We start from the raw sequence: 13,965 nt of genomic DNA on the forward strand, positions 1-13,965 counted from the left end.
ATGCTGGCGAATGGTAGACATGGCGACAAGCCGCCACGAAGATCCATTCCGTCACACCTGCCCGGCAGGTAGGACGAGATCATGCGTCTTCCCCGGCATCCTCTGGCCCGCGGTACCGCCGTGCTGTGCGCTACGGCCACGTTCCTCGCGGTGGTCACACCGTTGAGCAGCGCCACGACGGCAGTATCCGCGGCAGCGGCGGCGCCGTCAGCGGGCGCCAGCACGGTCACGCTGATCACCGGCGACACGGTCACCGTCGGTGCGCCGATCGAGGGCACGCCCACCATCTCGTTCACCCCGGCCGACGGCGGCAGCGCGCGCACGGGGTACCGGACACTCCGTGATGGCACAGACGTCTACGTGGTGCCCGACGACGTGGCACACCTGGTGCCGCAGGTGCTGGAGCTGGATCTGTTCAACGTCACCGAGCTCGTCGAGACGGGCTACGACGATGCCAGCACCGACGCGCTGCCGCTCATCGTGCGCGGGCCACGGCCGCTGGCCACACTGGGCGCCGAGGCGGAGTCGCGCGCGCTGCCGAGCATCGATGCCACCGCGGTGACCATGCCCAAGGGACGCGTCGCCACCTTCACCGAAACGCTCGCCGCACCGGCGGGCCCACACACGGCAGGCGTGACCAAGGTGTGGCTGGACCGCAAAGTCGAGGCCACGGAGCTGGACCGCAACCTCGGCCGGATAGGCGCGCCGCAGGTGTGGGAGTCCGGGCTCAGCGGCGCGGGTGTCGACGTGGCGGTGCTCGACACCGGTGTGGACGCCGAGCATCCTGACCTGCGCGGCAAGATCGGCGCGCAGGCCGACTTCACCGGAGAAGGCACCCCAGCCGATGGCAACGGGCACGGAACCCACGTGGCATCGATCATCGGCGGCACCGGGGCGGCCGCCGACGGTGCGCGTAAGGGTGTCGCCTTCGACGCGAAACTGTTGTCCGGCAAGGTACTCGGCGCCGACGGCAGTGGTCAGCTGTCGTGGGTCATCGCCGGCATGGAATGGGCGGCACAGCAGGGATCCGACATCGTCAACCTGAGCCTCGGCGGACGCGCATCGTCCAATGGCGACGATCCGGTCGCAGAGGCACTCGACGCACTCAGCGCCGGCACCGGAACCCTGTTCGTGGTTGCGGCAGGAAACTCAGGACCCAGTTCCGGCACGATCGGTACGCCGGGGGTCGCCGCCAGCGCGCTCACCGTGGGCGCGGTCGGTGACCGCGGCTCGCCGGCGTGGTTCTCCAGCGTCGGTCCGACCGCCGGCTCCTTTCTGTCCAAACCGGACATCGCTGCCCCCGGCGTGGACATCACCGCGGCGAAGGCCGGCGGCGGGAGCACCGATCCGTACACCACGGTCTCCGGAACCTCACAGGCCACGCCACACGTCGCCGGCGCCGCGGCGCTGCTGCGGCAGCAGCATCCCGACTGGGACTGGCAGCGGATCAAGACAACACTGATGACCACCGCCGACCCGCAGTTCACCGATTTTCCCAGGCCTCATGCGGAGGGCGCCGGGTTACTCGACCTACCCGGTGCTACCAGCGAGACGCTGCAGCTGAGCCGATCCACAGTGGACTTCGGATACCTGCGCTACCCGGACAACACCGATCCGGCGAGCCTCGAGCTGACGCTCACCAACACCGGGAAGACCGCGCAGGCCATCCAGTTCGCCGACCAGGCGCACGACAGTCAGGGCCGCACGGCGCCGGAGGACCTCGTGACGATCTCGCGCACCGAGGTGACCGTCGCACCCGGAGCGGCGGAGACCGTGACCATCACGCTCACGCCTGCCAACGGCCCGGTCGGCCTGTACTACGGCGCGGTGACGTTGGTGCGGCCCGGGCTCGAGACGATCACCCTGCCGCTGAACACCATGATCGAGCCACCCCGCCACGATGTGCGGCTGACGGTGCTCGACCGGCACGGCGAGCCCTGGGCCGGCGGCACCGTGTGGCTGGCCAACATGGACCACGTGCACCCGGAGACCGGTGGTGGGTTCACGACCGTCCAACTGGACGACAACGGCCAGGGCACGGCCCGCATCCTGCCGGGTCCGGTGAGCATGGTGGCGAGGATCGAGACGCCGGCGAAGCACGGCGATCCGGCGAGCGTGTCGTTCGCCGGATCGCCCGAAGTCCTGGTGGATCGCGACCTGTCCTACACCATCGACGCCCGCCGTGCGCAACGGCTCGACCCCGCCACGGTCGCTGGGGCAACCACCGAAGTGTCCACTGTGTCCATCCACTATGCACGTGAGGACGCGCATCCCGACCCCGGTGGCATCGGCGACGGCATCTACGCCACCCGGCAGGAGATCGAGAACGGCCAGGTGTTCCTGCAGCCGACGAGCCCGGTCGCCACGGGCGAAGCCGTGTTCGAGACGCACTGGCGACTGGAGGCAGGCGGCGCGCCGCGAGGCAGGCAGGCCGATCTGTACCACCTGGTGCTGGGCGGTGCCACCGTGCCCAACCCACCCGCCTACGGTGTGTCGAAGGCACAGGTGCGCCAGCTCGCCCGCATCGACGCCGACTACCGCACCATCACCGGCGCGCCCGACACCTACGTGGAGACGCAGGAGCCGTACACGCCATTGGTCAGCAGCGTGTTCACCATCACGCACGAGCTCAGCGCACCGCAGCGGCGTGTCGAGCTCGTCACCGCATCGCCCGATGTGCGGTGGCGGCAGTGCCTCTACGGGCCGTACGGCGAGGTCGCGCAGCTGTGTACCGCGACGGAGTCGTATTCGTCCGGCGAGCGGACCGCGCCGGTGTGGCTGCGCGGACCGGTCCCGGCAGTGCACGGCACATCACACAACGCCACCCAGATCGAGCTGTTCGTCGGGCAGTCCGACGGTGAGCACAAGGGCGTTGTGCTGGACTCTGCCGCGGCGGGCGAGGACACGATGCGGTTGTTCCGCAACGGTGTCGAACTGCCGAGGGTGAACGGCGGCGCCTACTTCGAAACCCCACCGGAACCGGCGACGTTCCGCCTCGAGTACACATCGGACCCGGATCCGGCCCGGCTGCCGATCGGCACCCGCACGGAGACCAGCTGGACCTTCCCGTCTCAGGCGCCCACCGACCCGGATGTGTGGGACACGACGCCTCGCCTCCTGACGGTGGACTACCAGCCGGGCACCGACTCGCTCGGGCGGTTCCGCAGCGGTGGAGCGCTGACGATGACGGCGCAGGTGGTCTCGGCGGCCGGCGTCGAGGACGCCTACCGGCCCGAGCCGGGCAGGCTGCGCTTCTGGGCGTCAACCGATCACGGCAAGCGCTGGCGCGAGGCGATCGTGGTGCCACGGGGCAACGGCGAGTACTTCGTCGTCGTACCCGGTCTGGTGCTCCGCGCCGGCGAGACCGTGTCGGTCCGCGCGGAAGCCACGGCAGCACAGGGACGCGCGATCGAGCAGACGATCATCGACGCCTACCCGGTCGTGCGCTAGGCGCCGAGCAAGTCGGTGAGTTCGGTCCAGAGGGAGTGGTAGGCCAGTGCTGCCGGGCTGCGCGGTGCGTAGCTCGGCAGCGGGGCACGCTGCACGGCCATCTGCTCGATCAGTGACAGCGCGGGGATCGCGGTCGGGCTGATGCCGCTGCGCTGCTGGGGCAGCGTCGCGATGATCTCCCGGTGCAGTGCTTTGCGGCGGTCGGCCATCGAGAAGAACGCGTGCAGCCGCGGCCGGCTCTGGTCGAACGTCTCGACGAACTCCGCGAGCTGGTCGTAGGTCCGCAGGGCCAGCACGGTCGGAATGATCGGCACGAGCACCACATCGGCGGCGTTCAGTACGTTCTCCGACACCAGCGACAGGCTCGGCGGGGTGTCCAGGAACACCACGTCGTAGTGGTCGGCGAGATCACCGAGCAGACGGGCAAGCGCACGGGCGGCCTGCCTGCCGGACTTGTGCGTACGGGCCAGATCGAGGTCCATGTTCCGGTAGGTGAAGTCAGCCGGAAGCAGGTCGAGCCCTTCGAAGTCCGTGCCTTTCAGCGCCGCGTCGATCGGCCGTGTGCCACGCACCAGCCGGGCACTTCCGCCCTTGACCCGTGGCTTGACGCGGAAGAGGTAGGTGGCGGCGCCCTGCGGGTCGAGATCCCAGATCAGCGTGCGGCTGCCGTGTTGTGCGCTCAGGTAGGCGAGGTTGACCGCCGCGGTCGTTTTGCCGACGCCACCCTTCACGTTGTACGAGGCGACGATCTTCACGGCAACAGCGCCTTGATGCGCTCGCGCGTGTCCGGGCCGAGGAACTGTTCCAGCGCACCGGTGAGGTCGTGCCGGGCCTGCCGTTGCATCGTGACGAACCCGGCGGAGAGCTCCCCCATCGCCAGCAGCGTCGCCGCGGGTGGTTTGCCGGCTTCCTGCATGCGCTCGGCGAACACCCGCAGCGCCTCGCTCTGCACCTCACCGTCCTGAAAGGACCCGAGGATGTCCTGAAGTTTCTTGAGGTCCTTGATCACCGCGCGGTGGGCGGCCGGTTCGGACATCGGTTTGACGAACTCGAGAAGGTAGCGCAGTTCCTTGCAGCGCTTGCGCAGATCGTGCACTGCCTCGGCGGGCGAGTCGGGCGTGATGACCTTTGCCTTGCGGATGAGCTTCTTGGTCATCCGGCGAATCCGATCCGCGGCGAGGGACTGCGCGTCGGGTTGCTCGTCGGCTTGCTCCTCGTCGGCAGGCCGGTCCGCTTCGATGATCTCGGTGAGCGCGGCTCGCCAGCCGTCGAGCAGGCGGCTGAACCGCTGCGAACGCAGCGAGCGGGCCAACGCCCGGCGTGCCTTCTCCCGTTCCGCTTCCAGGTGCTCGGCGAACGGGTCGAGGTCGGCGGGCTCACCCGCGATGAGCCCGCTGGCGAGCGTGTCCAGTTCGAGCAGGTAGACGTCCAGATCGCGGGTGGGCGTGGTGATGTCGCCGAGCCATTTGAAGCCGGGTGTGTACCGGGCGGTCAGGCGCGGCGGGAGCACGTCGCCGACGAGCTTCAGCAGCGACCTCGTGCGGCGCACGGCCACGCGTAGGTCGTGCAGGAACTCGGTGTCGATGTCGTCGAGCACGCCGTTGACGTTTGCCAGGATGGCATCACCAAAGCCGCGCAGCGCGGTGGCGACCGCGACATCGGCAGGCATATCGGGCGTGATGCCCGGTGCGGCCGCCTCCTCCGCAGCAACACCCGCGGCGTGCATCAGCTCGTCGTAGAGCGTGTCGTCGGCGGGGACGAACTCCTCGGCCGCCAGCAGTGCCTTCTCGGCCCGTTTGGCATCGCGCTGGTACCCGAGCACGGGCCGCAGCGACACCCGCACCAACGGTGTTGTCCTCGCCGGCTCGGTGCCGGTGCTCTCCGCCCAGTCGATGCGCAGGACCGTCTTGCCGTCCTCGTTGAGGACCGCGACCTCCCGGGTCACCGTGCGGGCACGCAGGATCGGACCGACCGCGCGGACCCACATCGCCGCGCCCGCGGCAGAACGCACGTCACCGTCTGGGAGCTGCTCGACGCGCGCGGGCCACTGCTGCTGCGCGGTCAATGTCGTGCTGAAGGAGTTACCGTCGGCGGTCAGCGTCAAGGTGCCGGGTCCGGCAGCGCGCTCGTGGCTGAGCAGCATTCCCTTGTCCCGCAACCGCCAGTCGACGGTGTCCAGGTAGGTCACCGTCCGCACGCGCCGCACGCCTGGCGACAGTTCATATCCTCGCCCGGTGATCGGCTCCAGCGCGGACAGCACAGCAGCCGTCTCACCACGGGTCGGCCGGTCACGCCAGAGTAGCGCCGGTGGGTGCGAAACATTCGACACAGCAACAAATCCCAGGTCAGTACGGTCAGAAGCGCTCCTGAGTATAGTTCACGTCCGCGAATGCGCCCGGCAGCGTGGGAGTCAACGGCATCGCGGGCAACCTGAATGACGTTGCCGGATTGTTGCTTTCATCACACCCAGTCTTATCATGCTGAGGTGCGCCTTTCCGGAGAAATCAAGGACACCCACCGGCTCGGTGCCCATGATCACGCGTGCTGGGTTTACGACGACCCCGCCGAGTTTCAGGCACACGCGGTGGAGTTCCTGACGGCGGGACTCGCGCAGGGACAGCGTGTCTATTACCTGGCCGACGCCGGCATGCACGAACTGCTGCAGGTGCTGCGGCACGTCAACGGCGGCGACGAAGCGCTGCGCCGCGGCGCCGCCCAGGTGCATCCCATCCGGACCCAGGACCAGGCACTGGACCCCGCCGAGCAGGTGGATGCGTACGCCAAGGCGACCGAGGCGGCGCTCGCCGACGGTTACACCGGGCTGCGCGTGGCCGCCGACGAGACGGCACTGATCCGCGGGGCGAGCAGGATCGACGGCTTCGCGCACTACGAGTACCTCGTGGACCGGTACATGACCTGCAATCCGTTCGCGTCCTTCTGCGCATACGACCGGACTGCGCTGGGTGCCGAGGTCGTCACGCAGTTCGCGTGCATGCATCCGGTCACCAGCGTCGGCGCCGCCCCCTTCCGGCTGCATGCCAGCGACAGTGCGGCACTCGCGCTCTGCGGTGAGCTCGATCTGTCCACTCAGGACCTACTGAAGCTCGCCCTCGAACGAGCCGATCCCGAGCCGCGTAACGGTGAGCTCGTGATCGATGCCAGCGCGGTCAGTTTCATCGATCACCGCAGCCTCCTCCTGCTGGCCCGGTTCGCAGCGGAACGTGGTGCCACCGCCCTGTTGCTGACCAGCTCGAGCGGGCCCGCGCGGCTCGTCGACATTCTGCGACTACCTGGGGTGAGGGTGGAGCGCATTACATGACATCCGACGCGGCGGCAGGCCACCGCTGCTTCCTCCACGCGACGGGCTCCTACGGCTCAGACGCCGAGTTCCTCTCCCTGGTGGTGCCCTTCCTCCAGGACGGCATCGCATCGGGCGAACCGACCATGGCCGCATTCGGCCCGCACAAACGGCAGCTACTCCGTGCGGCACTCCCGTACGCCGACGTCACGTTCACGGAGGACACCGAGGAGCTCGCCCGCCCGGCCGCCGTGATCCGGTCCTACCGTGACTTCTTCGCCGCACAGGTGGCCGCGGGGGCGGAGCGGATCTGGCTGGCCGGCGAGGTTCCCCATCCCGGCACCGGCGTGCCGTGGGACTGGTGGGCGCGCTACGAGGGCGCAGCCAACTACGCCTTCTCCGACTTCCCGATGTGGGGCCTGTGCGCCTATGACAGGCACACTGCACCCCCCGACGTACTCGCCGACGCGGAGCGGACCCACGCCTGGCTCATTACCGCCGATGGCGAATACCTTGCCAATCCACACTTCGAAGATCCTGCGGACTTTCTCCGCAGCCGGGACAGCAACTACGCCGACCCGCTCGAGGGAACCGCACCCGCGGCCGAGCTGCATGCACCGTCGGCAGGCGCGGCCCGCCGGGCGGTCGCCATGGCCGGCACCGGCTGCCGGCTGCACCCGCACGACCTGCACGACCTCGCGCTGGGGGTGAGCGAGGCGGTCGGCAACGCCCACCAGCACGGGCAGCCCCCCGTGCAGCTACGGATCTGGGTCGCAGCGGACCGGATAGTGGCGACGGTGACCGACAGCGGCTCCGGCCCCGCCGACCCGTTCGCCGGGCTACTTCCCGCGGACCGGTCCACGGGCGGGCTCGGGTTGTGGCTGATGCACCAGATCTGCAGCTACGTGACCATGGACCGGCACATGGACGGCTTCACCATCCGCCTCATCGCGGGCCGGCCGGTGCTGGAGTCTCCGCGCTGACGTCAGTCAAGATCGCAGAGCTTCGCAGCAGCCGCCCACAGTTCCTCCTCGCGTGTCTCGTCGTAGGACTCCGCCGAGGAGGGCGCGACCTTGCCACGGTCCACATAGGAACCGCTGTCTCCCGGTCGTGGCCCGGTGAACGTATCCGCGAGCAGCACGCCGGCAGCTTCAGGGCCCATCCCGATTGGCGTGGCCCGCATCGCGTGCATCACGGTTCGCATCGCGAGCCGGGACACGGGATCGGCATCGCGCGCGAGGCCGGTGCCCGGGACGAAACCGGGGTTGTAGGTGTAGATGTCGACACCTTCCGGCAGCCGCCGTGCCAGTGCGTGCACCAGGTACAGCACGCCCAGCTTGCTCGTCGCGTACGCGCGGCGGCCGTCCCGCACCCCACCGGGCCGTGGTGTTGTCAGTTCGGTCACCGACGTCCAGTGCGGCGCGGGTACCAGTACCAGGTTGTGCCGGAGGTCGCCGAAATGCGCATCGCTGCCCACCACCACGATCCGGGCCGGCGCCACGAACCGGCCGGCCAGTAGCCGCAGTAGCAGGTAGTTGGCGAGCACGTTGACCCCGAAGGTGACCTCGAACCCCTCGGCGGTGCTCCTCGTCGTGGAGGTCAGCTGCAGCCCGGCGTTGCCGAGAAAACCGTCCAGCGCGGGCAACTCACCCGCGTCGAGCTGCCGCTCGATCTCGGTGACGGCGGCGCGGACGTCGGCGAGCGATGCCAGATCGCACGGCACCGCAGACACCTTCCGGTTACCGGTCCGCTCGGCCAGCTCCGCCGCGAGCCGGTGTCCGTTCGTCCCGCGCACCAGCAGCAGTAGGTGCTGATCGGGCTGGGTGCGTAGCAGGCGCTCGGCGGCCGCTCGGCCGAGACCACGACTGGCACCTGTCATCAGCAGGGTTCCCATGAACGCTCCGATCGTGAGGTATCTCGTTCCATCTGGAACTGAGTACCACTTTAGTCTGAGTACCGGCGGGTTACACTCTGCGGCATGTCCGAACGGCTTCCGTTGCGCGAACGCAAGCGGCAACGCGCGCGGGAGCAGATCGTCAAGGCCGCCTTCGAGCTCTTCGCCGAGCGCAGCTACGGCGAGGTCACCGTGACCGACATCGCCGAGCGCGCCCAGGTAGGGCGCACCACCTTCTTCCGCTATTTCGGTGACAAGCAAGAGGTCGTGTTCGCCGACGAGCAGGCACTGCTGCGCAGCTTCGCCGACCACCATCGCGCACTGGGCACCGGCACCCCGCCCACTCTCGACGAGGCGTTGCGGCAGCTGCGCACGGTCGTACTCGCAATGTGCGACGAGATCACCAGCGACACCGACTACTACCTGGCACACCTACGTCTGGTCACCGAGAACCCCGAGCTCGCCGACCGCAACACCCGCAAGCTCGCCGGCTACGCCGACACCCTGGTCGCCAATCTCCGCGAGCAGGGGGCGAGTGACCTGGTCGCCGTGCTCGCTCCGCAGCTCGGGCTGGCGTGCTACCGCACCGCCCAGCAGCTGGCCGGCGACGATCCGACGGCACTACGGGACGCCGTTGACGCGGCGTTCGATCAGCTGACGCGGCACTGATCACACAGTTACGGCGCGTAACACGCAGTTCGGCAGGGACTCGAAGGGGGCAAGGGCGGCGGGGTGACCGTCGTCGACAACGATCGTGTGCTCGCGGTCCATGGGCGCCCAGTACACGAACGGCGCGCTGCCCAGCTTGGAATGGTCCACCAGCACGTAAGCCTCCCGGCCGGCATGCAGCATCGCGTGCTTGAGCTGTGCCTGCTCCAGCGTCGGCGCGCACAGACCACGATCGGCCGTCAACCCGTCCGCCCCCAGGAACACCCGGTCGGGCCTGATGTGCCGCAGCTGCTGCTCGACCGTGGTACCCAGGATCGCCTCGTTCGGATGGCGCAACCTCCCGCCGAGCACGATGACATCCACCTCCGGGCTGTCGGCGAGCGCGAGCAGTACCGTCAGCCCGTTCGTGACCACCGTGAGCCCCGGCCGATCGGCCAGGTGGTGCGCAAGCCGTCCTGTCGTGGTCCCGGAATCCAGCAACACGACCTCGCCGTCCCGCACCAGCTCGGCGGCCGCGCGCGCCACCGCGTTCTTCTCCTCGGCGTGGCTGGCGTCCTTCTCCCGCAGCGTCCGCTCGACGCTGGGCCCGGTGTCGAGCGCCCCACCGTAGGTGCGCACCACGTGCCCCTCACGCGCCAGCTCGGTGAGGTCACGCCGGATCGTCGACGGCGACACACCGAACTGCTCGGCCAGCGCCTGGATGCTGCTGTCGCCGCCACGGACGGCAGCGAGCAGCAGCCCACGCCGCTGGGTGGTCGTCTGCCGGGGAACGGTCACGTGCGCACTCTACGGCGCGGCAGGCGGATAGACCTCGCGCAGCTTGCCGGCGAAAGGAGCCAGCTCGACCGCCGCGCGGAAGGCCGCACGCATGGTCCCGGGGTCCGCCCTGCCGGTGCCCGCGATGTCGAACGCGGTGCCGTGATCCACCGATGTCCGCAGGATCGGCAGGCCCACCGTCACCGACACCGTGCCGTGGAAGTCGACCGTTTTCGACGCGATGTGCCCCTGGTCGTGATAGAGCGAGAGCACACCGTCGAAGCGCCCTTCGAGGCCCTGGTGGAACACCGAATCCGCGGGAATCGGACCAACGACGTCGAGCCCCTCGGCCCGCGTCGCCTCCACCGCGGGCGCGATGGCGACGATCTCCTCGTCGCCGAACTTGCCGTTCTCCCCGCCGTGTGGGTTCAGCGCGGCGACCGCGAGCTTCGGCTCGCGCGTGCCGAACACCTGCAGCGCCGTGTAGGCCTCGCGAATGGAGTGCTCGATGTTCGGCTTCGTGATCTCGTCCAGCGCCTCACGCAATGAGAGATGCCTGGTGGCGAAGAAGATCTTCAGCCCACGTACCCAGAACATCGTGTTGAACCGGGTGGAGCCGGTGAGCTCCCCGAGCATCTCGGTGTGGCCGAGATGCTTCGAACCCGCCGCCCAGATGGCCTCCTTGTTGATCGGCGAGGTGACGACCGCATCGACCTCGCCGGCGAGCGCCGCACGGGTGGCGGCCTCGATGGCCGCGACCGCGGCCCGTCCCGCCGTGCCGTCGACCTTGCCCCACGGCAGGTCGGCCGGTGCGATACCCAGGTCGAGCACATCGATCACGCCGGGTACGAAGCGGGCCTGTGCCACCGACTCCACCGGATTGACCTCGGCATCGAGCTTGCACACCTCGATCGCGCGCCGCAGCACGGCGGCGTCGCCGACCGCCAGCGGGCGGGCCTGCTCGGTCGCCTCCGGTTCGGCCAGTGTGCGAGCCGTGATCTCCGGGCCGATGCCCACCGGGTCGCCGAGGGTGACGGCCAGGATGGGACGCTCGGTGTTCTCTGCGGTCACAGGGGCATTCCTCTCTCTTGTTGTGCGATGACGCTGATCAGGTGTTCGACGCAGGCGACAGCAGCAGCGCGGTCGCCGATCAGCCCACCCTTGGTCGCGAACGGCAGGCCGTCGTGCGGACCGCCGACGAGCTTGCCCGCGACGGCCAGCGGCAGGACCTCGGTGTCGATGGCGAACCCGTCGCTGCGCAGCGCTGCCGTCGTGGCTTCGGCGATGTCGCCGCCGGTCACGTAGAGGCCACCGAAGCGGTGCTCCGCCAGCAGGATCGCCGCGGCCTCGCCGAGTACCCGCGGTATCCGCTCGGCCGTCGCCGGTTCGACCCGCTCGCCAGGTGCGGGCAGGCGGGTCCGCATGCCCACCACGCGCCGGCCCGGACGCAGCAGGCCGGCGACCCGGCCGGCGATAAGGCGGGCATCGAGGTCGTCGAGCGCCACGTCGACGAACTGCGCGCGCAGCAGCTGTTCGAGCTCGGCGACCTGATCGCGCGTCGTACCGGTGATGCTGCCGACGACGACCAGCACGGGCGGAAACGCGTGCAGACCGGGTCCGATGCCGAGCGCGACCGCCAGCTGCACGGCGAACGGTCCACTGTCGACAGACACCCACCTGGTTCCCTGCCGCTGCTGGACAGTTGCCGCGGCTTCGGCGATCGTCCCGAGGTGGGCGTTGGTCGTCGCGTCGCACACCACCAGCGGCTCGGTCGTGGCCGCAAGCCGTTCGGCCACCGCGTCCACACCGGACTCGACGATGTCCAACGGCACCTCGACGATGCTGCGATCGGTGCCCTGCCGCAGGATCGTCGCCACACGGGAGTACGCGACGGGGCTGAGCGGATCCCGCGCGGCGGAGGTCTGGGCGAGGGGCACACCGTCGACGAGGTGCAGTCCGCCCACCGTGGTGCGCCCCGCGTCGGGAAACGCAGGCACCACGAGCGCGCGGGTTCCGGGGTCGAGCACGTCGAGCAGCGCATCGACCTCGGTGCCGACGTTGCCACGCAGGGTCGTGTCGACCCGTTTGGCCAGCAGCGTGGGCGGTGCCACCGCCTTGACCGCGTCCTGCACCAGCGCCCGCGCCCGGCCGGGCGGGCAGTGCCGCGAGCCGACGTTGACCACCACGACATCGGCACCGCCCGCACACGCCACGCGCTCGATGCCGCTCACCGAGATCGTGCGCAGGCCCGCGCGCGCGAACCGCGCACCGGTCGCGTTGCTCCCGGTGAGGTCGTCACCGATCACGAGCACAGCACTCACAGCACCGCCCCTGCCAGCAGGACCAGCGGCAGCGAACCGAGCCACACCGTCGTGGTGATGCCGGACCAGCCGCGGATGGCCGCCGCACCGTCGAGTCCAGTGAACCTCGTGACGACCCAGAAATACGAGTCGTTGAAGTAGCTGAACACCATCGAGCCCGCACAGCACGCGAGCGCGGCCGCCAGCGGGGACACACCGAGCCCGGCGACCAGCGGCGCCGTGACGGATGCGGCGGTGATCATCGCGACCGTGCCCGAGCCCTGCGCGAGCCGCACCAGGGTCGCGATCAGGAACGGCACCAGCGCCCCTGGCAGGTTCCAGGAGGCGATGGTCGCGGCGAGCTCGTCACCGACGCCGGTGTCCCTCAGGACCTGACCGAACGCGCCGCCCGCCCCGGTGATGAGGATGATCAGGCCGGCCGAGGAAGCAGCCTGCGAGAGCCAGTCGGCGACCTGGTTCCGGGTCGTCACGCGGGGCAACAGGACGTAAACCGCGAGAACGAGCCCGATCAGCAGGGCCACGACCGGGCTACCGACGAACGACAGCACACCCGCGACCGGTGACGGCTCGTAGTCGTCACCACTGAGCACACCCTGTGCGTTACGGTCGACGGCCGCCGCCACGGTGTTGGCGACAATGAGCAGGAGCGGGACGAGCAGCGGCAACGCGGCCACCCAGGCCGACATCCGGCGTCCCTGCTCGGCGCCGTCGTCTCCGTCTTTGTCGTCTCCGTCGCCCGCCTCGCCGGCCGACGCGCTGACCTGGCCGGACGGGGTGACGGCGGCGCGCGTGCCGGCGGAGCCGTAGACCTCGGCTCGCACGCTGGGCAGCAGGTGCTCCTCCTCCAGGCGCGGGCCGACCCACCGGGCGTAGACCACGACGAGCGGCAGCAGCACTACCGAGAAGATCAGGCCGACGAGGATGAGACCGCCGATGTCGGCGCCGAGGATGCCGGCGACGCCGAGCGGCCCCGGGGTGGGCGGGACCAGGTGGTGCGTGAGCGTCATCCCGCAGCCGAGTGCGAGCGCGAGCGTCACGTAGCCCGCGCGCTTGCGCCGCGCGATCGAACGGGCCAGCGGGTTCATGATCACGTAGCCGGAGTCGCAGAACACCGGAATGGACACGAGCGCACCTGTGCCAGCCATCGCCCACGGCTCCCGGCCCTTACCGAGCGCCCGGACGAACGCTCTGGCCAGCGCATCCGCGGCTCCGGACACCTCCAGGATCTTGCCGACACCGACACCGAGCCCGATGACGATGCCGATAGCACCGAGGGTGGAACCGAATCCATCGGTGATCGACTCCAGGATGGCTGTCATCGGTTGACCGGCGACGAAGCCGGTCAGCAGCGCGGCGACGAGCAGCGCGACGAACGCGTCGAGCCGGGTGCGCAGCACGATCAGCACAATGGCGCCGATCCCGAGTACGAGCGCAGCCAGCAGCTGAAGATCCACGGTGATCCTCCTTGGCCGTTGGGCGGAGGGGCCATCATGCACGGACACAGCTGCGCATAACAAGCACTTTGGTCGACGAAGTTGACAAGACTGAGCAAGTCAACCGACCGATATGGGGGTTTC

At 69.4% G+C, this 13,965-nt stretch carries 11 protein-coding genes; 4 read left to right on the forward strand and 7 right to left on the reverse strand.

Features of this window, described 5'->3' with window-relative positions:
- Positions 1–81 precede the first annotated feature (81 nt).
- A complete protein-coding gene (locus ABZ863_RS05350; protein WP_358531364.1) occupies positions 82–3,450 on the forward strand; it encodes a S8 family serine peptidase in 3,369 nt (1,122 codons plus the stop codon).
- On the opposite strand, the gene ABZ863_RS05355 is transcribed toward ABZ863_RS05350, so the two are convergent.
- Both ABZ863_RS05355 and ABZ863_RS05360 read right to left on the reverse strand, forming a co-directional pair.
- Entirely contained in the window at positions 3,447–4,205 is a 759-nt protein-coding gene (locus ABZ863_RS05355; protein ID WP_358531366.1) for an AAA family ATPase, read from the reverse strand. The genes ABZ863_RS05350 and ABZ863_RS05355 overlap by 4 nt on opposite strands.
- A complete protein-coding gene (locus ABZ863_RS05360; RefSeq protein WP_358531367.1) occupies positions 4,202–5,779 on the reverse strand; it encodes a CHAD domain-containing protein in 1,578 nt (525 codons plus the stop codon). Before ABZ863_RS05360 ends, ABZ863_RS05355 begins: the two co-directional genes overlap by 4 nt.
- 156 nt (positions 5,780–5,935) lie before the next feature.
- On the opposite strand from ABZ863_RS05360, the gene ABZ863_RS05365 reads away from it, so the two are divergent.
- Together ABZ863_RS05365 and ABZ863_RS05370 are read left to right on the forward strand one after the other, a co-directional pair.
- Positions 5,936–6,769: an MEDS domain-containing protein gene (locus tag ABZ863_RS05365; RefSeq protein ID WP_358531369.1), complete on the forward strand. Its 834-nt coding sequence runs from the start codon at positions 5,936–5,938 to the stop codon at positions 6,767–6,769.
- On the forward strand, positions 6,766–7,731 hold the full coding sequence (locus tag ABZ863_RS05370) for a sensor histidine kinase (protein ID WP_358531371.1): 966 nt from the start codon (positions 6,766–6,768) through the stop codon (positions 7,729–7,731). Before ABZ863_RS05365 ends, ABZ863_RS05370 begins: the two co-directional genes overlap by 4 nt.
- A gap of 2 nt (positions 7,732–7,733) precedes the next feature.
- Here the strand turns inward: ABZ863_RS05370 and ABZ863_RS05375 are convergent, their stop codons facing one another.
- Positions 7,734–8,642 (reverse strand): SDR family NAD(P)-dependent oxidoreductase, encoded by a 909-nt coding sequence (locus ABZ863_RS05375; protein ID WP_358531373.1) that lies wholly within the window; start codon positions 8,640–8,642, stop codon positions 7,734–7,736.
- 84 nt (positions 8,643–8,726) lie between these two features.
- On the opposite strand from ABZ863_RS05375, the gene ABZ863_RS05380 reads away from it, so the two are divergent.
- Positions 8,727–9,311: a TetR family transcriptional regulator gene (locus ABZ863_RS05380; RefSeq protein ID WP_358531374.1), complete on the forward strand. Its 585-nt coding sequence runs from the start codon at positions 8,727–8,729 to the stop codon at positions 9,309–9,311.
- Here the strand turns inward: ABZ863_RS05380 and ABZ863_RS05385 are convergent, their stop codons facing one another.
- Genes ABZ863_RS05385 through ABZ863_RS05400 form a run of 4 tightly spaced genes read right to left on the reverse strand, consistent with a single transcriptional unit; the run spans position 9,312 to position 13,842 of the window.
- Positions 9,312–10,088, reverse strand: a complete 777-nt coding sequence (locus ABZ863_RS05385) for a DeoR/GlpR family DNA-binding transcription regulator (protein WP_358531376.1) — start codon at positions 10,086–10,088, stop codon at positions 9,312–9,314. It lies immediately after the preceding gene.
- Between the two features lie 9 nt (positions 10,089–10,097).
- Complete coding sequence (pdxA, locus tag ABZ863_RS05390; RefSeq protein WP_358531378.1) at positions 10,098–11,138, reverse strand: 4-hydroxythreonine-4-phosphate dehydrogenase PdxA; 1,041 nt, start codon at positions 11,136–11,138, stop codon at positions 10,098–10,100.
- Positions 11,135–12,388 carry a four-carbon acid sugar kinase family protein gene (locus ABZ863_RS05395; protein WP_358531380.1) on the reverse strand — a complete coding sequence of 418 codons (1,254 nt, stop codon included), beginning with the start codon at positions 12,386–12,388 and terminating at the stop codon, positions 11,135–11,137. Before ABZ863_RS05395 ends, pdxA begins: the two co-directional genes overlap by 4 nt.
- Positions 12,385–13,842: a Na+/H+ antiporter NhaC family protein gene (locus ABZ863_RS05400; RefSeq protein ID WP_358531382.1), complete on the reverse strand. Its 1,458-nt coding sequence runs from the start codon at positions 13,840–13,842 to the stop codon at positions 12,385–12,387. Before ABZ863_RS05400 ends, ABZ863_RS05395 begins: the two co-directional genes overlap by 4 nt.
- Between the last annotated feature and the right edge of the window lie 123 nt (positions 13,843–13,965).

The organism is Saccharomonospora sp. NPDC046836 (assembly GCF_040645195.1).
Lineage (GTDB): Bacteria > Actinomycetota > Actinomycetes > Mycobacteriales > Pseudonocardiaceae > Prauserella_A.